The sequence below is a fragment of the uncultured Reyranella sp. genome (genome assembly GCF_945957355.1).
Lineage (GTDB): Bacteria > Pseudomonadota > Alphaproteobacteria > Reyranellales > Reyranellaceae > Reyranella.
The window spans coordinates 275,799-299,324 of sequence record NZ_CAMFKM010000002.1; the positions used below are offsets into that span (position 1 = coordinate 275,799).

The 23,526-nt window shown below is 67.2% G+C and carries 24 protein-coding genes; 12 read left to right on the plus strand and 12 right to left on the minus strand.

Annotated elements, in window-relative coordinates; genetic code table 11:
* Window positions 1-2: 2 nt before the first annotated feature.
* Genes Q0Q48_RS04420 through Q0Q48_RS04430 form a run of 3 tightly spaced genes read right to left on the minus strand, consistent with a single transcriptional unit; the run spans window position 3 to window position 2,634 of the window.
* Window positions 3-893 (minus strand): shikimate dehydrogenase, encoded by an 891-nt coding sequence (locus Q0Q48_RS04420; RefSeq protein ID WP_295134605.1) that lies wholly within the window; start codon window positions 891-893, stop codon window positions 3-5.
* A complete protein-coding gene (locus tag Q0Q48_RS04425; RefSeq protein WP_295134606.1) occupies window positions 890-1,489 on the minus strand; it encodes a Maf family protein in 600 nt (199 codons plus the stop codon). Before Q0Q48_RS04425 ends, Q0Q48_RS04420 begins: the two co-directional genes overlap by 4 nt.
* 5 nt (window positions 1,490-1,494) lie before the next feature.
* Window positions 1,495-2,634 (minus strand): PQQ-dependent sugar dehydrogenase, encoded by a 1,140-nt coding sequence (locus tag Q0Q48_RS04430; RefSeq protein WP_295134609.1) that lies wholly within the window; start codon window positions 2,632-2,634, stop codon window positions 1,495-1,497.
* A 113-nt stretch (window positions 2,635-2,747) separates the two neighbouring features.
* Between Q0Q48_RS04430 and Q0Q48_RS04435 the strand changes: the two genes are divergently transcribed.
* The 3 genes from Q0Q48_RS04435 (at window position 2,748) to dnaQ (ending at window position 5,255) form a co-directional block, all read left to right on the plus strand.
* On the plus strand, window positions 2,748-3,725 hold the full coding sequence (locus Q0Q48_RS04435; RefSeq protein ID WP_295134612.1) for a quinone oxidoreductase: 978 nt from the start codon (window positions 2,748-2,750) through the stop codon (window positions 3,723-3,725).
* A 158-nt stretch (window positions 3,726-3,883) separates the two neighbouring features.
* The gene (gene coaE / locus Q0Q48_RS04440; RefSeq protein WP_295134613.1) at window positions 3,884-4,546 is read left to right on the plus strand and encodes a dephospho-CoA kinase; all 663 of its coding nucleotides are present in this window, start codon (window positions 3,884-3,886) and stop codon (window positions 4,544-4,546) included.
* 25 nt (window positions 4,547-4,571) lie between these two features.
* Entirely contained in the window at window positions 4,572-5,255 is a 684-nt protein-coding gene (gene dnaQ / locus Q0Q48_RS04445; protein WP_295134616.1) for a DNA polymerase III subunit epsilon, read from the plus strand.
* Between the two features lie 139 nt (window positions 5,256-5,394).
* On the opposite strand, the gene secB is transcribed toward dnaQ, so the two are convergent.
* The gene (secB, locus tag Q0Q48_RS04450) at window positions 5,395-5,916 is read right to left on the minus strand and encodes a protein-export chaperone SecB (protein ID WP_295134617.1); all 522 of its coding nucleotides are present in this window, start codon (window positions 5,914-5,916) and stop codon (window positions 5,395-5,397) included.
* A gap of 162 nt (window positions 5,917-6,078) precedes the next feature.
* On the opposite strand from secB, the gene Q0Q48_RS04455 reads away from it, so the two are divergent.
* Window positions 6,079-6,897, plus strand: a complete 819-nt coding sequence (locus Q0Q48_RS04455) for a gamma-glutamyl-gamma-aminobutyrate hydrolase family protein (RefSeq protein WP_295134618.1) — start codon at window positions 6,079-6,081, stop codon at window positions 6,895-6,897.
* A gap of 12 nt (window positions 6,898-6,909) precedes the next feature.
* On the plus strand, window positions 6,910-7,953 hold the full coding sequence (gtdA, locus tag Q0Q48_RS04460; protein WP_295134619.1) for a gentisate 1,2-dioxygenase: 1,044 nt from the start codon (window positions 6,910-6,912) through the stop codon (window positions 7,951-7,953).
* Between the two features lie 2 nt (window positions 7,954-7,955).
* Here gtdA and Q0Q48_RS04465 read toward each other — a convergent pair whose 3' ends face one another.
* Window positions 7,956-8,759, minus strand: a complete 804-nt coding sequence (locus Q0Q48_RS04465) for a LytTR family DNA-binding domain-containing protein (protein WP_295134620.1) — start codon at window positions 8,757-8,759, stop codon at window positions 7,956-7,958.
* A 119-nt stretch (window positions 8,760-8,878) separates the two neighbouring features.
* Here Q0Q48_RS04465 and Q0Q48_RS04470 point away from each other — a divergent pair, with 119 nt between their 5' ends.
* Window positions 8,879-10,369, plus strand: a complete 1,491-nt coding sequence (locus tag Q0Q48_RS04470) for an alpha/beta fold hydrolase (protein WP_295134621.1) — start codon at window positions 8,879-8,881, stop codon at window positions 10,367-10,369.
* 5 nt (window positions 10,370-10,374) lie between these two features.
* Here the strand turns inward: Q0Q48_RS04470 and Q0Q48_RS04475 are convergent, their stop codons facing one another.
* Genes Q0Q48_RS04475 through Q0Q48_RS04485 form a run of 3 tightly spaced genes read right to left on the minus strand, consistent with a single transcriptional unit; the run spans window position 10,375 to window position 12,642 of the window.
* Complete coding sequence (locus tag Q0Q48_RS04475) at window positions 10,375-10,761, minus strand: hypothetical protein (protein ID WP_295134622.1); 387 nt, start codon at window positions 10,759-10,761, stop codon at window positions 10,375-10,377.
* Between the two features lie 9 nt (window positions 10,762-10,770).
* Window positions 10,771-11,466, minus strand: coding sequence for an EI24 domain-containing protein (locus Q0Q48_RS04480; RefSeq protein WP_295134623.1), 696 nt, complete (start codon window positions 11,464-11,466; stop codon window positions 10,771-10,773).
* A gap of 24 nt (window positions 11,467-11,490) precedes the next feature.
* Entirely contained in the window at window positions 11,491-12,642 is a 1,152-nt protein-coding gene (locus tag Q0Q48_RS04485) for a CaiB/BaiF CoA-transferase family protein (RefSeq protein ID WP_295134624.1), read from the minus strand.
* A 124-nt stretch (window positions 12,643-12,766) separates the two neighbouring features.
* On the opposite strand from Q0Q48_RS04485, the gene Q0Q48_RS04490 reads away from it, so the two are divergent.
* From Q0Q48_RS04490 to Q0Q48_RS04500, 3 genes are all read left to right on the plus strand, one after another.
* Complete coding sequence (locus tag Q0Q48_RS04490) at window positions 12,767-14,452, plus strand: PQQ-binding-like beta-propeller repeat protein (RefSeq protein WP_295134626.1); 1,686 nt, start codon at window positions 12,767-12,769, stop codon at window positions 14,450-14,452.
* A gap of 24 nt (window positions 14,453-14,476) precedes the next feature.
* The gene (locus tag Q0Q48_RS04495; RefSeq protein WP_295134628.1) at window positions 14,477-15,367 is read left to right on the plus strand and encodes an MBL fold metallo-hydrolase; all 891 of its coding nucleotides are present in this window, start codon (window positions 14,477-14,479) and stop codon (window positions 15,365-15,367) included.
* A gap of 176 nt (window positions 15,368-15,543) precedes the next feature.
* Window positions 15,544-16,317: an SDR family oxidoreductase gene (locus tag Q0Q48_RS04500; RefSeq protein ID WP_295134630.1), complete on the plus strand. Its 774-nt coding sequence runs from the start codon at window positions 15,544-15,546 to the stop codon at window positions 16,315-16,317.
* 86 nt (window positions 16,318-16,403) lie between these two features.
* Here Q0Q48_RS04500 and Q0Q48_RS04505 read toward each other — a convergent pair whose 3' ends face one another.
* On the minus strand, window positions 16,404-16,757 hold the full coding sequence (locus tag Q0Q48_RS04505; protein WP_295134632.1) for a hypothetical protein: 354 nt from the start codon (window positions 16,755-16,757) through the stop codon (window positions 16,404-16,406).
* 65 nt (window positions 16,758-16,822) lie between these two features.
* On the minus strand, window positions 16,823-17,032 hold the full coding sequence (locus tag Q0Q48_RS04510) for a DUF3309 family protein (protein ID WP_295134634.1): 210 nt from the start codon (window positions 17,030-17,032) through the stop codon (window positions 16,823-16,825).
* Window positions 17,033-17,190: 158 nt separating this feature from the next.
* Here Q0Q48_RS04510 and recQ point away from each other — a divergent pair, with 158 nt between their 5' ends.
* The 3 genes from recQ (at window position 17,191) to Q0Q48_RS04525 (ending at window position 22,648) form a co-directional block, all read left to right on the plus strand.
* Entirely contained in the window at window positions 17,191-19,008 is a 1,818-nt protein-coding gene (gene recQ, locus Q0Q48_RS04515) for a DNA helicase RecQ (protein WP_295134636.1), read from the plus strand.
* Window positions 19,009-19,118: 110 nt separating this feature from the next.
* Entirely contained in the window at window positions 19,119-20,612 is a 1,494-nt protein-coding gene (locus Q0Q48_RS04520) for an ATPase domain-containing protein (protein WP_295134638.1), read from the plus strand.
* The gene (locus tag Q0Q48_RS04525; RefSeq protein WP_295134640.1) at window positions 20,609-22,648 is read left to right on the plus strand and encodes a PAS domain-containing sensor histidine kinase; all 2,040 of its coding nucleotides are present in this window, start codon (window positions 20,609-20,611) and stop codon (window positions 22,646-22,648) included. Before Q0Q48_RS04520 ends, Q0Q48_RS04525 begins: the two co-directional genes overlap by 4 nt.
* 1 nt (window position 22,649) lies before the next feature.
* On the opposite strand, the gene Q0Q48_RS04530 is transcribed toward Q0Q48_RS04525, so the two are convergent.
* A complete protein-coding gene (locus tag Q0Q48_RS04530; RefSeq protein WP_295134642.1) occupies window positions 22,650-23,039 on the minus strand; it encodes a DoxX family protein in 390 nt (129 codons plus the stop codon).
* A gap of 9 nt (window positions 23,040-23,048) precedes the next feature.
* Window positions 23,049-23,459, minus strand: a complete 411-nt coding sequence (locus tag Q0Q48_RS04535) for a glyoxalase/bleomycin resistance/extradiol dioxygenase family protein (protein ID WP_295134645.1) — start codon at window positions 23,457-23,459, stop codon at window positions 23,049-23,051.
* Between the last annotated feature and the right edge of the window lie 67 nt (window positions 23,460-23,526).

The window sequence follows — 23,526 nt, forward strand, 5'->3', positions numbered from 1 at the left end:
GGTCAGGCTCCGAGATCGGCCGCGACCGCATGGCGCTGCGCCGCCGAGACGTCGACCCTGACTCCGAACCAGGCCTCGAAACCCGGCCGGCCCTGGTGCAGCAACATGCCGAGGCCGTCGATGCAGCGGTTGCCTCGAGAACGGGCGGCGGCCAGCAGGTAGGTTTCCAGCGGCGCATAGACGATGTCGTAGACCACCGCCTCGTGCGGCAGCTTCGCGAGGTCGATGTCGAGAGCGGGCTGATCCTTCATCCCGAGGGATGTCGTATTGACGAGCAGGGTCGCGCCATCCAGCAGCCCGGAGCGCTCGTCCCATGAGCCGACCACGATGCGCTGCCCGCCCGGCGGGGTGAGCGTGACGGCGAGATCGACCGCGGTCTCGCGCGTCCGGTTGACCAGCCGCAGCTCGGGCACACCGACATCGATCAGGCTGGCGACGATCGCGCGGGCCGCTCCGCCGGCGCCAAGCACGACGACCGGTCCGGTGTCGGGCATCCAGTGCGGCGCGTTGTACTTGAGGGCTTCGAGGAAACCGAACCCGTCGGTGTTGCGGCCTTCCAGCACGCCGTCGGGCTGCTTCACGATGGTGTTCACCGCGCCGATTCGCCGGGCGGCGGGATCGATGCGATCGAGCAGCGGCAGGATCTCGACCTTGTGCGGCAGGGTGAGGTTGCAACCGCGCGCGTTCGGCGTCCTCTTCAGGAACGCGACCAGCTCCTCCAGCGCGGCGCGCTGGGGTTTCACGGGCAGCCGGCCATAGTGGCCGTCGATATGGTGCTGCTTCAGCCAGTAGCCGTGCAGCGCCGGCGAGCGCGAATGCTCGACCGGCCAGCCGACGATGGCGGCAAAGGGCCGGCCGGCGGCCTCGGCGAGAAGCGTGTCGTAAGCGCTCATGCGGCGTTCTCCAGTCCGATGCCATGCCCGGCGAGAAACGAAAGCAGCGGCAGCAGCGGCAGGCCGAGGATGGTGAAATAGTCGCCGTCGACCTTCGCGAAGAGATGCGCGCCCACGCCTTCGAGCTGGTAGGCGCCGACCGACTGGGTGACGGCCTCACCGGCGCGCGCGAGATAGGCATCGAGGAACCTGTCGGGCAGCGGTCGCATGGTGAGCCGCGCCCGCTCGTTGCAATGCCACAGCCGCGCGCCGCCTTGGGCGACGACGACCGAGGAATGGAGTTCATGCGTCTGGCCGGCCAGCGCCTGAAGCTGCGTGCGGGCCGCTGCCATCGTCGGCGGCTTGTCGAACAGGCGGCCGTTGCAGGCGAGCGTCGTGTCCGCGCCGATCACCAATGCCCCGGGCCGCCGCATCGAGACTCGTTTCGCCTTCAGCTCGGCCAGGGTCTCCGCGATGTCCTGCGGCGTCGCCTTTTCGGCGATGAGGCTCAGCTTCACCTCGTCCTCGTCGACGCCCGATGTCTCGACCGTGAAGTCGAGACCGGCATTCTGCAGCATCTGCCGGCGTGACAGGCTGGCGGAGGCGAGGATCAGCATGGGCGTTACGCAGGCTCCAGGCGGTAGAGGCCCCCACTGTCGGTGTGGGTGACGATGTAGAGGAGGCCGTCGGGCCCCTGACGAACGTCGCGGATATAGGGAAGCAGGTCGACGAGCAACCGCTCTTCGCCGACATACCGGTCGCCGTCGAGCTCGATGCGGTGCAGCGCGTTGTCCGACAGCGCGCCGGTGAAGACCGAACCCTTCCAGCCGGGGAACCGGTCGCCGGTGTAGAAGGCGAGGCCGCTCGGCGAGATCGATGGCACCCAGACCCTCACCGGATCTTCCATCCCGGGCAGGCTCTTGTTCGGGCTGATGGTCGCGCCGCTATAGTCGATGCCGTGTGTGGCGCGTGGCCAGCCGTAGTTCGCGCCGGCCTTCAGCAGGTTGAGTTCGTCGCCGCCGCGAGGACCGTGCTCGACCAGCCAGATGCGGCCGGTGCCGGGATGCATCGCCATGCCCTGCGGATTGCGATGGCCATAGGTGAAGATCTCCGGCCGCGCGCCGTCGCGACCGACGAAGGGATTGTCCGGCGGGACCGAGCCGTCGTCGCGCAGCCGCACCACCTTGCCGCCGAGATCCGCCAGGTTCTGGGCGCGCTGCATCTGGTAGCGCTCGCCGCAGGTCACGTAGAGCAGGCCCGCCCGGTCGAAGACGATTCGCGAGCCGAAATGCAGCCCCCCGGACGTGCGGGGCAGGGCCTCGAAGATCCGCTGCATACCGACCAGGGCGTTGTTGCGGAACTGGGCCCGCGCCAGCACCGTCGCGGCGCCGCCCTCGCCCTCTCCTGAATAGGTGAGATAGAGCACCGGTTTCCGGGCGAAGTCCGGATGCAGGCAGACGTCGAGCAGCCCGCCCTGGCCGCGGGCATAGACCTTTGGCAGGCCGCCCACCGGCGCCCGTTCCAGCCGGCCATTGGCAAAGATCCGCAGCCGGCCCGGCCGCTCGGTGATCAGCAGCCGGCCGTCAGGCAGGAAGGCCATGCCCCACGGCTGTTCGAGGTCGAGCGTGAGCATCCTCAGGCTGTAGGAAGCCTTGCTGCTGCGCAGGACCTGCTGGCCGCGCGCGACGGCGGGAGCGGCCAGCGCCGCCGCGGCGGTCGTGGCGAGGAGGCGGCGACGTCCGAGAAAGACCTTCCCGAGCATAAACTCTCCTGTCGAAGGCCGCGCCGGGCTGGCGCCTTAAAGGCCTGTCACTATACTCGACGCGCGCAAGCGGGCGACGTTCCTCGGTCGCCGCGGCAAGGGGAGAAATTCAGATGTCGAAGTCCATCCTGATTCATGAAAACGGCGGTCCGGAGAAGATGCAGCTCGAAGAGGTCGAGGTCGGCAAGCCCGGTCCCGGCCAGGTCAAGCTGCGTCATACGGCGATCGGCCTCAACTTCATCGATGTCTACACCCGCTCCGGCCTGTACCAGACGCCGCTGCCCAACGCGGTCGGCCGCGAGGCTGCCGGCGTCATCGTCGAGGTCGGCCCCCGGGTGAAGGGCTTCAAGAAGGGCGACCGCGTCGCGTACTGCGGCGTGCTGGGCGCCTACTGCCAGGAGCGCCTGATGGGCGTCGACCAGCTCGTGAAGGTGCCGACGGGCGTCAGCGACGAGCAGGCGGCCGCGATCATGCTGAAGGGCATGACGACCGAGTATCTCGTCGACCGGACTGCCAAGGCGTGGCTGAAGAAGGGTGACACGATCCTGTTCCATGCCGCCGCCGGCGGCGTCGGGCTGCTGTTCGGCCAGTGGGCCAAGGCGCGCGGCTACAAGGTGATCGGCACGACCTCGTCGCCCGAGAAGGCCGCCCTTGCCAAGAAGAATGGCTACAAGTGGGTGATCGACTACACCAAGCAGGACATCGTGGCCGAGGTGAAGAAGATCACCAAGAACAAGGGCGTGCCCGTGGTGTTCGACGGCGTCGGCAAGGATACCTGGGCGGCTTCGCTCGACTGCCTGCAGCCCCGTGGCCTGATGGTGTCGTTCGGCAACGCCTCGGGTGCCGTCGCACCGATTCCCCTTGGCGTCCTCAACACCAAGGGCTCGCTCTACGTCACGCGTCCGAGCCTCTTCGCCTACACCTCCACGCGTGCCGATCTCGAAGCCAGCGCCCGTTCGCTGTTCAAGATGGTGAAGAGCGGCAAGGTAAAGATCTCGATCGACCAGCACTATCCGCTGGCCGAAGCCGCCCAGGCGCATATCGACCTGGAGAGCCGCAAGACCACGGGCCAGACCGTTCTGGTCCCATAGCGCCAACTAAGGCCTCACCCTGAGGAGCGCTCCGCAAGGAGCGCGTCTCGAAGGGTGGGCACGAGCACCACGTCTGTGGCCCATCCTTCGAGACGGCCGCTGCGCGGCCTCCTCAGGATGAGGTAGGCGGGGGGAACTTGAGGCGGAAAGAGTTCTAAATGGTCATCGTCGGACTGACCGGCTCGATCGGCATGGGCAAGTCGACCGCAGCGAAAATGCTGCGGGAGATGGGTGTGCCCGTGTACGACGCCGATGCCGCCGTCCACGCGCTTCAGGCGCCGGGCGGCGCGGCGCTGCCCGGCATCGAGGCAGCGTTTCCCGGTGTCGTGAAGGCGGGGGTGCTCGACCGTCAGGCGCTGGGTGCCCGCGTCTTCGGCAACAAGGAAGCACTACGCCGGCTCGAGGCGATCGTGCATCCGCTGGTCGGCCAGAGGCAGCGCGCCTTCCTGCGGCGCGCGGCCCTGGCGGGCGAGAAGCTGGTCGTGCTCGACATTCCCCTGCTGTTCGAAGGGTTGGGCGAGCGGCGTGTGGATGCCACCCTCGTCGTGAGTGCGCCTTCCTTCCTGCAGCGTCGCCGTGTCCTGGCGCGACCTGGCATGACGGTCGAAAAGTTCGAAGGCATCCTGCGTCAGCAGGTGCCGGACGCGCTGAAGCGGCGCAAGGCCAGCATCGTGATCCCGACTGGCATGGGCCTCGCGCCGACCCGTGCCGCGCTCGGCAAGGCGGTGGCCGAGTTGCGCGATCTGCGCGGACAGTTCTGGCCACCCAACCCGTGGCGGGAGAAATTCACAGCCCGTCTCGCGCGCGCGCGTCGCAAGTAGGTCGCCAACGGGCTAGAAGATCGGGATGCGTGAAGTCGTCCTCGATACCGAGACCACGGGCCTCGATCCTCTTGCCGGCCATCGCGTGGTCGAGATCGGCTGCATCGAGCTGGTCAATCTGGTGGCCACCGGCCGTTCGCTGCAGCTCTACCTCAATCCCGAGATGCCGATGCCGGCCGGCGCACAGGAAGTGCACGGCCTCACCGACGAGTTCCTGGCCGACAAGCCCCTGTTCGCCGAGAAGGCCGAGGAACTGCTGGAGTTCCTGGGCGACGCCCAGCTCGTCATCCACAACGCGCAGTTCGACCTGGGCTTTCTCAACGCCGAGTTCGCGCGTGTCGGCAAGCCCAAGCTTGCGAACGACTATGTCGACACGGTCTCGCTGTCGCGGCGCAAGTTTCCCGGCCAGCGCGCCAGCCTCGATGCCCTGTGCGACCGCTTCGGCATCGACAACACCAAGCGCACCAAGCACGGCGCGCTGCTCGATTCGGAGCTGCTGGCGGAAGTCTATCTGGAGCTGAGCGGCGGCCGACAGCGCGATCTCGGCCTCGCCCCGGAGATGGCGGCGGCGGGCCTCGAAGGCCTGGCCGACCAGAGCCGGCCCGTCCGCCCGGCCCGTCCGCACGCGGCCAGCCCCGAAGAGCTCGCAGCGCATGCGGAGTTCCTGAAGAAGATCAGCGAGCCACTCTGGCTGAAAGTCGACGCTTAACACGTCCTCCCCAGTCAGCTGGGGAGGTGTCGCGCCTCGCGCGACGGAGGGGTCATGACCCCATCGCCCTCGTAAGGCGAGGGCACTTCCCCTTTGCGGAGCCCGCAAAGGGGAAGAGATTGTCTATGTCGGAAAAACTCTAAGCGTGGCCGACCGGGCCGGCGGGCATGCCCGGCATCTGGCCGCCATTGGCCTCGAGCTGCTGGCGGAAGAGCGCCACGAAATCGACCGGGGCGATGTTGAGCGGCGGGAAGCCGGCCTCGCGCGTGGCGTTGGCCACGATGGCGCGGGCGAACGGGAAGAGCAGGCGCGGCGTCTCGATGAAGAGCATCGGGCCGAATGCCTCCTGCGGCAGCTCGCCCAGGGTCACCGTGCCGGCATAGACCAGTTCGAGCATGAACAGGGGCTCTTTTTCCGGCGTATGGGCGGAAGCCTCGATGGTGAGCGACACTTCGAAGGTCTTGGCGTCGAACTGGCGGTTGGCCACCTGCACGTTCAGCGTGAGCTGCGGCGTGGTCTGCTCGATCAGGCTCTGCGGCGCCCGTGGATTCTCGAAGCTGAAGTCCTTGATGTACTGGCCGTGCAGGGTGAGCGGCGCGGCGGGGCCCGCCTGGGCGGTCGTGCCGGAGGGCGGGGCGGACGGCGGAGGGGTGGTCGTCATGGCGCTCTTTCCAATCGTCTTGGACAAACGTTTGCTGCGGCGCGGCGGTACCATGCAGGGCAGCACTGCACAAGCTGCGGGCGGGCCCGGGCGCGCCGCGATTGCCAAGGCGGGATGCAGCAGCGAAAATGACTTTTCCGCTATTTGCACGCCCCGGCAGCCATGAATCGCTCTTCTTCTCGCCCCCTGATCGGTGTTTCCGCCTGTCTCAAGGAGAACGGACGGGGTGGCTGGCATCACACGGTCGGCGAGAAATACGTCCAGGCCGCGCTTCGCGCCGTCGGGGGCCTGCCGGTCCTGATTCCCGCCATCGGCCCGGAGTTCGGCGATGACGAGCCAGGCTTCCTCGAGGCGATGGATCGCTTGCTCGACGGTCTCGACGGCGTGCTGCTGACCGGCAGCCCCTCGAATGTCGAGCCGCATCACTACGGCAAGGAGAGCCGCGACGGCACGCTGCACGATCCCGCGCGCGATTCCACGACCCTGCCGCTGATCCGGCACGCGATCGACCGCGGCGTGCCGCTGTTCGCGATCTGTCGCGGCCTGCAGGAGGTCAATGTCGCCCTGGGTGGCTCGCTGCACCAGCACGTGCACGAGGTCGAGGGAAGGCGCGATCACCGTTCGCCCAAGTCGCCCGACATGGACGTGAACTATGCGCCGGCCCACGACATCGACGTGGCCGAAGGCGGCCTCCTGCACAGCCTGCTGGGCGAGACGCGCGTGAGGGTGAATTCGCTTCACGGGCAGGGCGTCGACGTGCTGGCGCCGCGGGCGCGGCTCGAAGCGACCTGCTGCGACGACGGACAGATCGAGGCGCTGAGCGTGCCCGACGCGCCGGGCTTCGTCCTCGCGCTGCAATGGCATCCCGAATACAAGGCGCTCGAGAATCCGGTCTCGATGAAACTGTTCGACGCATTTGCTGCGGCCTGCCGCGCGCGCATGACGGCGCGCACCGCACCGCTGCTGCGCGCCGCCGAGTAGGGAACGTCCCCCATGTCCGCGCCGACCACAGGTAACAACGCGCGGCGCGATTTCTACGAGCGCATCGGCGGACTCTCGATGGCGCCGCTCTGGGAATCGCTGCACCAGCTCGTGCCGCCGAGCCCGGCGCCGAAGTACCAGGCGGCGCACTGGGACTACGACAAGGTGCGGCCGTTCCTGATGGAGTCGGGCGCGCTGATCACCGCCAAGGAAGCGGTGCGGCGGGTGCTGATCCTCGAGAATCCGGCGATGACGGGTAGCGCCTGTATCACGCCCACGCTCTATGCCGGCCTGCAGCTCATCCTGCCGGGCGAGGTGGCGCCCAGCCATCGCCATACCCAGTCGGCGCTGCGCTTCATCGTCGAGGGCGAAGGCGCTTACACCGCAGTCGACGGCGAGCGCACGATCATGCACGAGGGCGACTTCGTGATCACGCCGACCTGGACATGGCACGATCACGGTAACGATTCGTCCAAACCAATGGTGTGGCTGGACGGGCTCGACATCCCGCTGGTCGCGATGTTCAACGCGGGCTTTGCCGAGACCGGCGAGACCGACGAGCAGGCCGTCACGACGCCGCTGGGCACGTCAGACGCGAAGTTCGCGAGCGGCCTCCTGCCGGTGGACTGGAAACCGTCGCGGCAGACCTCGCCGATCTTCAACTATCCCTACGCGCGCACGCGCGAGGCGCTGCACGGGCTCGCCCGGGCCGGCGGCCCCGATCCCTGCCATGGCTACAAGCTGCGCTACGTCAATCCGGCAAGCGGCGGCGCGCCGATCGCCACCATGGGTACCTTCATGCAGCTCCTGCCGAAGGGTTTCGCGACAGCGCCCTATCGCTGTACCGACGGCACGGTCTTCTCGGTGGTCGAAGGCGAGGGCGAGAGCCGGATCGGCGACCAGGTGATGCGCTGGAAGAAGCGCGACCATTTCGTCGTACCGAGCTGGGCCCCGGTCGAGCATCGCGCCGACAGCGACGCCGTGCTGTTTTCCTTCTCGGATCGTCCCATCCAGGAAAAGCTCGACCTGTGGCGCGACGATCGCGGCGGGAAGTAGGGCTACGGGCCGACCCAGCCTGCGTCCCTGACGCTGTCGCGATAGGTCTTGCTGACCGGCACCTGCAGGCCGTTGCGCAGGACCAGGAGGAGCCGGCCGGCGCTTCGGTCGACCGAGGCGACGGCGCCTTCCGCCACCCACCACGAACGATGAACCTGACGGCCGCGTTCGGGCGGCAGTTCGGCCAGGGCATCGCGCAGCCGCATGAGGACGAGATCGCTGCCCAGGGCGGTGTGGATGCGGAGGTAGTGATCCTCCATCTCGAGAGCCAGCAGGTCGCGTCCCAGCGCAGGCGGAATGCGACGCAAGAAGTCGGGCGGGGCCGGCGCCGGCTGGTCGGACTCGGCCCGGGGCACGGGCAGGGCCGCGACTCGCTCGCGCTCGGCGTCGGCCCTGGCGCGCAGGCGCTGCTCGACGAACAGGCCGATCATCACCGAGACGACCACGGTCAGGAAGGCATTCTCCGGGTACAGCTTCGGTGCCAGGGAGAGTGGAATGGGCCGCACCAGCCAGGAATGGACGGCGATGACCTCGAAGGTGCTGGGGATCGCTGCCAGCAGGCCGACCAGGGTCATGCGGCCGGCGACCGGCCAGCGGTCGATCGGCTCGATGGTACCGAACCAGGCGGCGAGCAGGACGACCTGGATCCAGCTCAAGGCGCCGATGATGCCGAATTGGGCCAGGCGCTGGACCAGGGCCATGCGCTCGTAGGTGCCAAACGGTCCGAGCACGGCCAGCACCAGGGCGACGCCGAGGACCGGCAGAAGCTGATACGGCAACGACCGGACATAGGGCGATTCGCGCATCGTGAACGGATGAATGACGGCAGATCGCGAAAAACGCCAGCACTTCCACGTAGCTGCGATGGATCGGGAGCGGCCCTGCACGGAAGGTGAGGGCAACGCTGTCCTGTCCGGAGCCTGTCATGTCGCAGCCACTGCAGATCGTTTTCCAGATCGTCACGAACACCCCGCTCTGGGTGTGGCCGCTGATGGTCCTCGTCGTCTGGCTGGGGGTGAAGGGGCTGCGGACCCGGACCCTCCCGCTCTGGCGACTGGCGATCCTGCCCGTCGTCGGGCTGGGCCTGTCCCTGGCCGGCATCGGCCAGTCTCCCCGGCCGGCACTGGCCCTGGTCGCATGGCTGGCGGCGCTGGCGGTCGCCCTGCCCCTGGGGTTCCAGCTGGGCCGTCGCCGCACCGTCCGGCGTCTCGATGACGGCCGGCTGGAGATCGGCGGCGGCTGGTTCATGCTGGTTTTCGGCATCTCGATCTTCGCCGTGCGCTACGCCCTGGGTATCGTCTTCGGGATGGCGCCGGCGCTGCGGGCCGACCCGACGTGGATCGCCGCGGCGGGCGCCGTCGGCGGCTTCGTGGCGGGCGTCGGCCTCGGCTGGCTGGGCGGCGTGGGCGGCCGGTCCAGCCGCTGGGTCCGGCGTCTCGGCTGGACCCCGGCCATCCTGCTGCTGGCCGGTGCCACCGGGTTCGGCGGCGTCATTGGCTTCAGCACACCGGGTGAACTGCCGCGCCTGCTCGCGGGCGATTCGTTGCCAGGCATGTCGACCTGGAACTGGGCCGAGCTTCCGCCGGTCCAGCGCGTGGCGGCGCGCGATGGCGCACCGCTCGCCTACCGGGTCTATTCGGCCCGCGCCGACCGCGCGGTCGTGCTGGTCCACGGCTCGTCGAGCGCCAGCATCTCGATGCACAAGTCGGCGCAGGCGCTGCAGGCCGCGGGGGCAACCGTCTACTCGATCAGCCTGCGCGGCCATGGCGGCAGCGGCACGGCCATTGGGGACACGTCCTATCGCGACCAGCTCGACGACGACCTGGTGGATTTTGTGAAGGCGGTCGGACTCGCCGATCAAGGAATCCAGAAGACGCTGATCGGCTTCTCCTCCGGCGGCGGCTTCGTGCTGCGCACGGCGAGCGGCGCCAACCGGCAGATTTTCGACGCCTATCTCGCGATCTCGCCCTACATCGCACCGGATTCGCCCACGACGCGCCCCGCTTCGGGCGGCTGGGCGAGCGTGGCCGTGCCGCGTGTGGTCGCGCTCACGATCCTCGACGGCTTCGGCATGCCCTGGTTCCAGGGGCTCCCGGTCGTCCGCTTCGCAACCGCATCGGGGCCGAGCGAGAATCGCACACCGGCCTATTCCTTCCGGCTCGCCGCCGGCCTTCAGCTGGGCCGCGACTGGCGGCACGAAATCGCGCGGATCGACCGGCCGACGATCGTCGCCGTCGGCGCAAACGACGAACTGTTCCGGGCCAAGCAGTACGCGCCGCTGCTTAAGGAACTGAACCCGCAGATCTCCGTCGAGGTCGTGCCGGGCCTCGGCCATCTCGACATGATCGCCCAGGAGCGGGCCTGTGCCGCCGTCGCTGCCCTGTGGCGACGGCTCTCAGGCGAAGGCGGGACCTGAACCGGTCAGGCCACCCGCTTTTTCTGCGCCGCGATCGAGCCGGCGCACTGGTCGGGCGGCAGGGGGCGCAGCTGGGGGTCGTAGGCGTCGGCGAACTCGGCCTTAAAGGGCTGGCCGTCGCGCTGGTACATCGACACGAAGAGCGTGCAGGCGTCCGACTTGTAGCGCAGCACGCGCGCCGTTCCGTCCTTGCGGTCGAGCTGCGGTGCGCCGAACAAGGCGACGAGCTGCGCCTCGTCTAGGCCCTTGATGCGGTCCGCCGGGATCGGCGAGCCCGCGTTGCGGGAACTGAAGACGCCCTTCTCCCCGGCGCCGAGGGAATATTCCTGAGTGCCGGTCTGGCAGCCGGCCAGCAGAAGGAAGGCTGCGAGTGCCCCGAATGCAGATTTCATGCGCACACTTTAACGCGGCGTCGTTGGCCGGTTAAGGGGCGGCTTGAGCGTCTGGGCGATATGGACCATCGCCGCCACGCCGAGGACCGGCACGATCAGGTTGAGGATCGGGATGGTGCCTAGAAAGACGATGGCGATTCCGGTGAGCCACAGGGTTCCGATGTTCGCCTTGCGCCAGGCCTTCACCTCGGCCGGGTCGCGCCGGCGCAGCGCCACCTGCTCGTAATATTCGCGGCCCGCCAGCCAGCCGTTGACGCCGTAGAACAGGACCGCGCCCAGCCCGGCCACGAACAGGGCCACGATATAGAAGGGCAGCATCACCAGGTTGATCGCCAGCAGGGCGAACAGGAACAGGATGCCCGACCAGAGGCCGGTCCAGACGGGAATGCCCCGTGCGGGACCGAGGTGCGGATAGTGCCGGGCTTCGACGATGTCGGCGATGCGCTCCATGAAGATGGAGATGACGATGCCGAAGCTCGCCGGAAACAGCATCAGCGCCAGCACCGTCACGGCGCCGCCGCCCAGCCAGCGGATCGTCTCGTTCACCCACGACCACTGGAAGGTCGCAAAGGACTGCAACGCCCACCAGGCCAGGACGCCCAGCGCGATCTGCAGCACCAGCGATAGCGCCAGCGACTGCCAGACGATGACGCGCAGCTTGGGATCGCCAAGCTGCTGCACCGCCAGTTCGAACGCGCGGATCATGGGCGTCCCATCATGGATACGACCTCAGGCCTGCGGTCCGACGACGCCGGCGGCCTTCAGCTCGGCGATCTCATTGGCCGAGAAGCCGCGCTCGCCGAGGATCTCGTCGGTGTGCTGGCCGCGCCGGGCTGCGGGGCCCTGCACGCCTTCCTTGGTGCGCGAGAAGCGCGGTGCCGCCGCCGGCTGCGGGAAACCGGCCACGTCGACATAGGCGTTGCGCGCCTTGGCGTGGGCGTGGTGTGGCGCTTCCTTCATCGAGAGGACCGGCGCGAAGCAGATGTCGGTGCCTTCCATGATCTCGCACCATTCGTCGCGCGTCCTGGTCTTGAAGATGGTGCCCAGCCGCTCCTTGAGCTGGCCCCAGGCCTTGCGATCCATCTGCGCCGGCAGCGGCTCGTCCTTGAGGCCGGTCTTTTCGAGCAGCAGGGCATAGAACTGCGGCTCGATCGAACCGATGCAGACATGCTTGCCGTCCTTGGTCTCATAGGTGCCGTAGAAGTGCGCGCCGCCGTCGAGCATGTTGCTCTCCCGCTGGTCGCTCCACAGGCCGGCGCCGGCCATGCCGTAGATTCCGCCCAGCAGCAGGGCCGCGCCGTCGACCATGGCCGCGTCGACCACCTGCCCCTTGCCGGAGCGCTGGGCCTCGAACAGACCGCACACCATGCCGAAGGCCAGCAGCATGCCGCCGCCGCCGAAATCGCCCACGAGGTTGAGCGGCGGTACCGGCTTGTCCTTGCCGCCGATCGCATGCAGCGCGCCGGTCAGCGCGATGTAGTTGATGTCGTGGCCAGCGGCCTTGGCGAGCGGGCCTTCCTGGCCCCAGCCGGTCATGCGGCCATAGACGAGCTTGGGATTGCGGGCGAGGCAGGCATCGGGGCCGAGGCCCAGCCGCTCGGCGACGCCGGGCCGGAAGGGCTCGGTCATGCCATCGGCCTTCTCGATCAGGCGCAGAACGACCTCGACGCCTTCCTTGCTCTGCAGGTCGACCGATACCGAACGGCGGCTCCGGTTGTGCACCGCGAACTTCGGATCGGCGAGGCGGTCCATCACATGCGCCTTGGTACGGTCGACCCGGATCACGTCGGCGCCCATGTCACCCAGCATCATCGAGCACATCGGGCCCGGACCGATTCCGGCCAGTTCGACGATCGTCAGTCCAGTGAGCGGACCCGCCATGATTTTCCTCCTGCAGAATGCGCGTTCTTCTGTCGGACGAATGGTAGCCGAAGGGTTCGGCGTTACAAAACGTATCACCCGGTCTAAAGTTCGCGCCGCGAAGTGGGACGTCGGAGGAAACGGGATGGGGTTGGGCCGCATTGTCGCGTCGGCGGTGCTTGCGTTCGGCGTAGCCAACGGCGCGTGGGCGCAGAAGGCGGAAACGCCGCCGCCGGCCGCGACCAGGGAATACAGCCAGCAGTTCCTGGTGCCGGGTTCCTGGTTCCACGGCGTGCACGGGCTGGCCTTCAACAAGGATGACCAGTTGTTCGCCGGTTCGGTGATCGGCCAGACGCTGTATCGCGTCCAGATCGACTCGGGCGAGGTCGACCGCGTGATCGATCCGCCGACCGGCATGGCCGACGACATCGCCTTTGCCGACGACGGCACGATGGCGTGGACGGCGTTCCTGATCGGCAAGGTCTATATCCGCAAGCCGAACGGCAAGACCATCGAAGTCGCCAATGGCATGACCGGCCCCAACTCGCTCGCGTTCGGCAAGGACGGGCGGCTGTTCGTCTCCGAAGTCTTCCTCGGCGACGCGCTCTACGAGATCGACATCAAGAACGTCGACAAGCCCGACTTCAAGCCGCTGGCGCGCAACGAGCTGCGCCGCATCGCTGAGAAGCTGGGTGGCCTCAATGGTTTCGAGGTGCACAAGGACGACGGCTTCCTGTACGGCCCGCTCTGGTTCAAGGGCGAGATCGTGAAGGTGAACCTCGAGACCGGCGCCGCCGAGGTGATCGCCTCGGGGTTCAAGACACCGGCCGCCGCCAACATCGATCCGCAGAACCGCGACAACGTCTATGTCGTCGACACCGGCACCGGCGGCATCTGGAGCGTGAGCCTCACCAGCAAGGCCAAGAAGCTGGTCGCCTCGATGAAGCCCGGCCTAGACAATCTCGCCTTCGATTCGCGCGGCCGCCTGTTCGTGACCTCGATGACCGACAACGGCGTCTACCTGGTCGACAAGCAGACGGGCGCGCATCGCACCATCGTCGAGGGCAAGCTCGCCGTCCCGGCCGACCTCGCCGTCACCAGCGAGGGCGGCAAGGACACGGTGCATGTGGCCGACGTGTTCAGCTATCGCACGGTCGACGGCGCCAACGGCGACGTGACGGACGTTCTGCGCGTGCATGGCGAGACCCACGCCTATCCGATCGGCATCTCGGTGGGCCCGAAGAACGTGCTGCTGTCGAGCTGGTTCTCCAACACCGTCGAGAAGGTCGACCGCAAGACCGGCAAGCTGGTGGCGACGCTCGGCGAATTCGCCGCGCCCGTCGATGCGGTGGAATTCGCCGACGGCACGATCTACGTGGCCGAGCTGGCGAGCGGCAACCTCGTGAAGGTGAGTGCCGACGGCAAGGAGCGGAGCACCGTCATGAAGGAGCTGCGCGGTCCGGTGGCCATGGTGCATGGGGCGGGCCCGCTGATCTACATCACGGAGATCTCGGCCGGCGTCGTCACGGAGATCGACGTGGCCGCGGGCACGCGCAAGGTGGTGGCCGACAATCTCACCGGCCCGGAAGGAATCGACCTCGGGCCGGATGGCAAGCTCTACGTCGCCGAAGTCGGCCAGAAGAGGGTCGTTTCGATCGATCCCGCCACCGGCGCGAAGACCGTGATCGCCTCCAACCTCGACATCGGCCTGGCGCCGTTCCCCGGAGGGCCGCCGGCGCTCGTACCGACCGGCGTTGCGGTCGGCCGCACCGGCATCGTCTATGTCAGCGCCGACATCCGGAACTCGCTCTATAAATTGACGCCGCCGTAGTCGGCGCACTCCAAAGAGGCTGACATGGCCGGCATTCCGTTCATCAGGGACTTCAAGTTCGACTACGGCACGGCGATGGAGGTGACGCCGCTGATCCGGCGGGTCGTCGCCAAAAACCCGAATCCGTTCACCTTCAAGGGCACCGGCACCTATATCATCGGTCACGGCAACGTCGCGGTCGTCGATCCCGGTCCCGACGATCAGGAGCACATCGACGCCGTGCTGCGCGCGCTGCGCGGCGAGACGGTGACGCACATCCTGGTGACACACACCCATGTCGACCATGTGCCAGCAACGCCGGCGCTCGCCCGGGCGACCGGTGCCAAGGTCTACAGCTATGGGCCGCATCCGACCCCTGAAGGCGTGACGGCCGAGCAGGAGGGCGATTTCTCTTTCGCGCCCGACGTGAAACTGAACGACGGCGACGTGATCCAGGGCGACGGCTGGAACGTCGAGGCGGTCCATACGCCCGGCCATATCTCCAATCATCTCTGTTTCGCGGTGAAGGAAGACAAGGCGCTGCTCTCGGGCGACCATGTCATGGGCTGGTCGACGGCGGTGATCTCGCCGCCCGACGGCAACATGGCCGACTACTTCGCCTCGCTGCGCAAGCTGCTGCCGCGCGACGAGAGCCTCTACATCCCGACGCACGGCGCCGAGATCCGCGATCCCAACCCGTTCGTGCAGGCCTATATCGAGCATCGGCTGGGCCGCGAGGCGCAGATCATCGCGCGCCTCAAGGACGGGCCGCAGACCATCCCGCAGATGGTCGCGAAGAACTATGCCGACACGCCTGTCCATCTGCATCCGGCGGCCGGCCGCTCGATGCTGGCCCATCTCGTCCAGATGGTGAAGGACGGACGGGTCAAGACGGAGGACGGACGCGCTGCCATCGACAGCGTCTATCGGCTCTGACACGCGGCCGAGAAGGCCGATTTCGGGCGAATAAACGAAACAAACGAAATAAACGAAGCAAATGAAACGAGAGTCACACCCGTCGGGCCGGTATCCTGATACCGCTCCGGGGCCGATGTTTCTCGCCGGCGCCTGCAAAAACCCGTTTCAATAGCCTGCCAAGGGGGAAACGAACGATGGACCTGAAGCTTTCCGGCAAGACCGTGCTGATCACCGGCGGCAGCCGCGGCATCGGCTTCGCCTGCGCCATGGGCTTCGCGGCCGAGGGCTGCGCCGTGCACATCGCTTCGCGGTCCAAGGAATCGCTGGAGGCCGCGCGGGAAAAGATCCGCGCCCGTCACAATGTGCCGGTCGAGATCCATCCGGCCGATTTCTCGAGCGGCGACACCGCGCGCAGCGTCGTCGAGGCGGTCGGCCATGCCGACATCCTCGTGAACAATGCCGGCGCCATCCCGCAGGGCGATATCTTCGGCATGACCGAGCCCAAATGGCGCGAGGCCTGGGACCTCAAGGTGTTCGGCTACATCAACGCCACGCGCGCCATGCTGGAAAAGATGTACGCCCGCAAGAAGGGCGTGGTCGTGAACGTGATCGGCCTCGCCGGCGAAAGCTTCAACTACGACTACGTCGCCGGCACGATGGGTAACGCCGGCATCATGGCCTTCACCCGCGCGGTGGGATCGAAGAGTGTCGATCATGGCGTGCGGGTGGTGGGAATCAATCCGCCGGCCACCCGTACCGACCGGATGCTGACACGGTTGCGCAACGTGGCCGAACAGCAGTTCGGCGATCCGGAGCGTTGGCCCGAGCTCACGAAGCACATGCCGTTCGGCCGCGCCGCCGAGCCCGACGAGGTCGCCGACCTCGCCGTGTTCCTGGCCTCCGACCGCGCCAGCTACATCAGCGGCGTGGTCATGACCCTCGACGGCGGGCAGGCGGCCCGCCACTAGTCCGATGGTCGCTCTTCCTTCGACGCTCTCGGACATTGCCATAGGCAATGTCCTGTCGCTCCTGGGGCTGAGCTGCGCTCAGCCCATCAGTATACCTGGCGCATCACCAGGGCGGCGAAGCCGTCGACGGCCGCCTTCTTCTGCGCTTCGCTGAGCTTCTTGTCGGCCGCCACGGCCGGGCAGTAGGCGGTGACGAGATAGTTCACCACCTCTGCGCTCTCGACGCCGGGATAGCGGACGCGAAGGTCGGCCGTCGCCGAGGCGATCGCGTTGAAGGTGTCGCCACCGGCGAGCTGCTTGCCGACGGCGGCCATCTGGGCCGGCGTTTCCTTCAGGATGCCAGGCTTGGCCGTCGGCTGCGGCTTGGGGCAGTCGAGCGCCAGGGCAGAGCCGGCCGAAGCGGCGACGAAGAGGGCGGCCAAAGTGGCAAGGCGAAGCATTGATCGATCTCCCTTGATGATCTCCGGGAGAGCGATAGCAAATGGCAACTCATTAGTCGCGTCGCTTAGACCCGTTGGGCGACGATCCTTGTGGGCGCGGTCTGGAGGGAGGAGCCGGCAGCAGCATGATCGCTCAGCGTAACGGCCGCGATGAGCATCAGCAGGCCGCCCGCCACTGCACTCGGCCCGTAGCCCCAGTCGGCGCTGTACCGCCAGCACGGAAAAACGGCGACGCCCGCAGCCACCAGGAGCAGGGCGAGGCTCAAACCCAGCATTCGTATCCCCATAGTCTTGGCAGTGAAACGATCACGCGCAATGCGGGTTCCACCACAAGGAAGTCTTTTTCGATACGGCGCCGGCCGGCGCGCCATCCCCCAGCGACGGCATTCCACATGGTCGCTGGCCGGCGGGTGAGGGTAGTTTGCCTGCAATAATGAACGATCCCCTCTCCGACGCCCGCGCACTGCTGCATTCCGTCTTTGGATTCAACGCTTTCCGCCCTGGTCAGGAGGAGATCGTGCGCGCGGTGCTGGCCGGCGAGAACGTGCTGGCCGTGATGCCCACCGGCAGCGGCAAGTCGCTCTGCTTCCAGCTTCCCGCCATCGCGAGACCGGGCCTGACCCTCGTCGTGTCGCCGCTGATCGCCCTGATGCGCGACCAGGTCCAGGCCCTGACGGCCGCTGGCGTGGCGGCCGGCAGCCTCAATTCGAGCAACGAGCCGGCGGAGAATGCGCGGGTGATGGGCCTGCTGCGCCGACGCGAGCTGCGCCTGCTCTATGTCGCGCCGGAACGGCTGGCGCGGCCCGACACGGTCGAGATGCTTGCCGAGGCGCAGGTCACGATGATGGCGATCGACGAGGCGCATTGCGTCTCGCAATGGGGCCATGATTTCCGCCCCGAGTATCTGACGCTCGGCAACCTGGCGCGGCAGATCGGTGGCCGGCTGCAGACGCTGGCATTCACCGCCACCGCTGATGCGCCGACCCGCGGCGACATCGTCGAGAAGCTTTTCGCCAGCGAGCCGCGCGTCTTCGTGCGCAGCTTCGACCGTCCCAACCTGCGGCTGGCGTTCAAGCCGAAGGAGCGTTCGACACGCCAGGTCCTGTCCTTCGTGCACGCCCATCCGAGCGAGAGCGGCATCGTCTACTGCTCGTCGCGCCGCAAGGTCGAGGAACTAGCCGAGACCCTCAAGACTGCGGGGATCAACGCCCGGCCGTATCATGCCGGTCTCGAGAAGTCGGTGCGTGATCGCAACCAGGACGCCTTCCAGCAGGAGGACGGGCTGGTGATGACCGCCACCGTCGCCTTCGGCATGGGTATCGACAAGCCCGACGTGCGCTTCGTCTGCCACGCCGACCTGCCATCCAACGTCGAGGCCTACTATCAGGAGATCGGACGCGCCGGCCGTGACGGTCTGCCCGCCGACACCCTGACACTCTACGGGCTGGGCGACATGCAGCTGCGCCGCCTTCAGATCGAGCAGAGCGACTCCTCCGACGAGCGCAAGCGCATCGAGCGCCAGCGGCTGGGTGCGCTGCTGGCGCTCGCCGAGGCGCCGCGCTGTCGCCGCCAGACCCTGCTCGCCTATTTCGGCGAGGCGTCGGAGCCCTGCGGCAACTGCGATCTCTGCGTCGAGGGCGTCGAACTGTTCGATGCGACGGTCGATGCACAGAAGGCGATGTCGGCCATCGTGCGCACCGGCGAGCGTTTCGGCATGGAGCACCTCGTCGCCATCCTGACCGGCGACCTCACCGACAACGTGTCCAAGTACAATCACGACCAGTTGCCGACTTTCGGTGTCGGAAAGAACCGCAAGGCGGCGGACTGGCGCTCGATCTTCCGCCAGCTTTCGGCGGTCGGCCTGATTGCGCAGGACCTTATGGAACATGGCCGCTGGTGGGTCACCGACGAGGGCTGGGCCGTCCTGAAGGGCAAACAAAAGGTCGAGCTGCGCAAGATCGCGTCGTCGGCGACCTCCAGGGGCGAGCGCCGCGGGCGGGCCGTGGCGCCGCCGATCGTCAGCGATGCCGACAGCGAGCTTCTCGACTCCCTGCGCTCGCTGCGGACCCGGCTGGCGCGGGCGCAGAACGTGCCGGCCTATGTTGTCTTCTCCGACCGCACGCTGGTCGAACTCGCGACCCACCGGCCCTCGACACTGGCCGCCATGCGCGAGATCCACGGAATTGGCGATGCCAAACTCGACCGCTACGGGGCCGAGTTCCTGGCCGTGATCGAGCCGCGCGGGCCCTGACCGGGGCGAACCCGGAACTTTTCGCCTCTTTTCTTCGTTGTGAAGGTCGCCTTTGCCTGTTCACGGACAGGCGATCCAAGCGGCCTACGGGCGAAGATCAGAGAGGAACCATGGACGCCAGGGCGGGTACATCCAAGGACCGGACTGGCGTACCGGGCCTCGACGATATTCTACTGGGCGGACTGGCAACCGGTCGGGTCTTCCTGCTCGAGGGAAGTCCCGGAACCGGCAAGACCACCATGGCCCTGCGGTTCCTGCTGGAGGGAGCCCGGGCAGGCGAGCGCGGTCTCTATGTGACCCTGTCCGAGACCGCCACCGAGTTGCACCACACCGCGGAGGTCCACGGCTGGGAGCTCAACGGCAAGATCGAGGTCTTCGAGGTCGTGCCGCCGGAGAGCCTGCTGGATTCCGACCAGCAGCAGAGCCTGCTTTATTCTTCCGATCTCGAACTGGGCGAGACGGTGAAGCTCATCTTCCAGGCCGTCGAACGCAGCAAAGCGCAGCGCATCGTGCTCGATTCGCTGTCGGAGATCCGGCTGCTCGCCCAGAGTTCGCTGCGCTACCGCCGGCAGATCCTGGCACTCAAGCACTATTTCGCGCGCCATGGCGCCACCGTCCTGATGCTCGACGATCTAACGACCGACACGCTCGACAAGACGGTGCACAGCGTCGCACACGGCGTCATCCGGCTGGAGGAACTCACGCCAGACTATGGTGCCGAGCGCCGGCGGCTGCGCATCGTGAAGTATCGGGCGCAGGGATACCGGGGCGGCTACCATGACTTCGTCATTCGCACCGGCGGGGCGCAGGTCTTCCCCCGCCTCGTTGCAGCAGAGCACCGTAGCAATTTCGAGCGCGGGCGCATCGGAACGGGTCTTCCAGCCTTCGACGCCCTTCTCGGCGGCGGGGTCGAGCGGGGCTCGAGCACGTTGCTGGTCGGACCGGCCGGTTCGGGCAAGACCACGCTGGCCTGGCAGTTCGTGGCGGAAGCAATTCGCAAGGGCGACAAGGCCGCGATGTTCGTGTTCGACGAAGAGATCGGCCTCATCTTCGATCGTGCCAGGCCTCTGGGATTCGATTTTCCGGCCATGCAGGCGACCGGGAGGCTGCAGATCCTGCAACTCGATGCGGCGGAGTTGTCACCGGGAGAGTTCGCGCACAACGTCCGACTGGTGGCGGACGATCCTGCAATGCAGACCGTCGTCATCGACAGCCTGAACGGCTATCAGGCCGCCATGCCGCAGGAGAACTCGCTCATCCTGCACTTGCACGAGTTGATCCAGTACCTCAATCGCACCGGCGTCTCGACCTTCGTCACCGTGGCCCAGCACGGGATCATCGGCGAAATGAAGTCGCCGGTAGACGTCACCTATCTAGCCGACGCCGTGATCCTGCTGCGCTTCTTCGAGGCGGAGGGGGCGGTCCGGCGCGCCCTGTCTGTGATCAAGAAAAGGGGCGGCAGGCACGAGGACACGATCCGCGAATTCTGGCTCGACCGGGGCCTTCACATCGGCGAACCTCTTTCGCAGTTTCATGGTGTGCTGCGTGGAACCCCCTTGTTACCGTCCAATCGCGCGCCTGTCCGCCCGGTGCCGCGCGAATGACCGAGGCGTCCCGGGAATTGCGTGCCCTGGTTCTGGCGCCGCGCGGACGCGATGCGGCGGTGGCGTGCTCCCTGATCGAGCAGACAGGCGTGTCCTGTGTCGCCTGCCCCGACCTCATGGCCGTCGTGCAGTGCCTCCACGAGGATGTCGCCTTCCTGCTGATAACCGAGGAGGCAATTCACGGTGCTGATCTCGCTCCTCTCTCGGCCTGGCTTGCCAGCCAGCCGCCTTGGTCCGATCTGCCTTTCCTGCTGGTGACCGATCACGGCGGCGGGCCGGAGCGAAACCCGATCGCGGCGCGCTGGCTGGATTCGCTGGGCAACGTCTCCTTCATCGAACGTCCCTTTCATCCCACGACTCTTCTCAGTGTTTCGCGCGCCGCCGTGAAGGGAAGGCGTCGCCAGCACGATACCCGCCAGCTGCTCGCCAACTTGCGCGAGAGCGACCAGCGGCTTCGGACCGCTCTGCATGCCGGACGGCTGGCCGCCTGGGAGTTCGGGTTCGCAACGTCACGCTTCATCGTGTCCGCCGAGGGAAAGAAGCTCCTGGGCCGCACCGAGCTGCAGGAGGTCGGGCTGGAGGACCTGATGCGCGGTATCGCACCCGACGACCGCGCTCCGGTAGCGGAGGCGCTCGGCCGAAGCATACGCACGGGCGAGGACTTTGCCGTGGACCTCCGGTTCGGGCAGCCCGATGGGGAAAGCCTCTGGCTGGATGTCCGGGCGCGCCTCGTCCGTGGCGCCAATGGATCGCCACAGCGCTTCGTGGGCGTCGCATCCGACATCACGGTTCGCAAGGCCGCCGAAGCGAGCCTCCAGGGCCTGAACGAATTGCTCGAAAGGCGTGTTCAGGAGCGCACCGCGCAGCTTCGCCAGGCTCACGACGAACTGCTGGCGCAGATCGCCGAGCGCGAGCGCACAGAGGCGCAGTTGCGCCAGATGCAGAAGCTGGAATCGATCGGCCAGCTCACGGGCGGCGTCGCCCACGACTTCAACAATCTCCTGACGGCGGTGATCGGCAACCTGGAACTGCTCCGCAAGCGCGTTCCGTCCAGTCCGTCCAGCGATCGGTTGATCGATGGCGCGATGCAGGGCGCGCAGCGCGGTGCTGCGCTGACACAGCGCCTGCTGGCATTCGCGCGGCACCAGGCACTCGATGCCCGGGCGGTGGACCTCGCCGAGCTGGTGCGGGGCATGGACGACCTGTTGCGCCGGTCGCTTGGCCCCTCGGTCACGATGATCCAGGATTTCCCGGCCGGCATTCCACCCGCCCATGTCGATGCCAACCAGGTTGAGCTCGCGCTGCTCAACCTTGCGGTCAACAGCCGCGACGCCATGCCCGACGGCGGCACGCTCACGCTCGCGCTCGATCTCGCGGAGACGGACGCGACGCGAGATCTCGCGGCCGGCCGCTATGTAAGGCTCACCGTCTCCGACACAGGCTCGGGCATGGATGACGAAACCCTGCGCAAGGCGATCGAGCCCTTTTTCTCCACAAAGGAAGTCGGCAAGGGAACCGGCCTCGGCCTTTCGATGATTCATGGCCTTGCGCAGCAGCTCAAGGGCACACTGCGCCTGTTCAGTACGCCCGGCTGTGGCACGCGCGCGGAACTGTGGCTGCCGGTGGCACATGACGCGACGGAGGCCGCGGTCCCGGAAGCCGCGGCGCAGACGCCCGACGGCAAACGCCATGCGACGCTGCTGTTCGTCGACGACGATTTCCTCATCAGCCTAAGCACGACGTCGCTGCTGGAGGATCTCGGATACACGGTCCTCACGGCCTCGTCGGGATCGCAAGCTCTCGAAGTCCTGCGGGCGGGCAGGCCGATCGACATGATGATCACGGACTACGCCATGCCGGGCATGACCGGCCTGCAGCTTGCCGAGGAAGCACGCGCGCTGCGGCCCGGCCTGCCGATCCTGCTGGCCACCGGCTACGCCGACCTGCCGACGCATGCCAAGTTCGAGTTGCCCCGGCTCCACAAGCCTTATCAGCAGGCGCAACTGGCCGAGCAGATCCGGGGCCTGCTCGGCTGAGTCATCGAGACAGGAATGGCATCACCCGCCGCACGCGCTCGTCGCGGAGCCAGAGCCCGCCCCAGACGACAACCCCCAGATAGACGCCGAACAGCGTGTGGCTGAACAGAGGGCTGCCGATCCGAAGGTGGGTCGCGATCGCGCCACCGAACAGACCGGTCAGCAGGACGGCGCCCAGCAGCGCCGTGCGCGGCCAGGCGTAGAGGGCCGTGCAGGCGAGCGTCACGATGCCCAGGAAACGCGCGAAGGATTCCGTCGCAGGCAGACCCATTTCCTTCGACGTCGTGGTCACGATCTCCAGTGGCGGGAGTTTGATCAGCCCGTCGAAGAGCAGGAACAGGATGGCGAGGCCGCTCAGCACGCGGCCCGCCCACAATGCCTTGGTCGACATCACGACCGATCAGCCCTTCTTGATGGGCGCGCCCATCGACCAGAGGACGCCGAACGGATCGCGGAACTGGCCATAGCGGTCGCCCCAGAACATGTCCTGCACCGGCAGGGCGACCGTGGCGCCGGCCTTGATCGCCCGGTCGAAGGCGGCGTCGACATCGTCGACCTGGAGGTGGAGGGTGAAGGCGGCGGGCTTCTCCAGCGGTGCGCCGTGCTCGGGGAAGGCGTCGGCCAGCATCAGCGAGCCACCATTGATCACCAGATGGATGTGCATGTAGCGGCCCTTGTCGTCGGGCGGCATGCGCATGACTTCCCGGGCGCCGAGCGCGGCAACGTAGTAGTCGGCGGCCTTGGCCGCGTTGCTGACCGAGAGGTAGGGGCAGGGGCCACCGAGCACGGGTGGCTGAACGGCTTGGGTCATGACGGTCTCCTTGGCTGATGTCATTTCCCGAGGACGGCCGGCCAATGCGGACTCCGACATTGCCGAG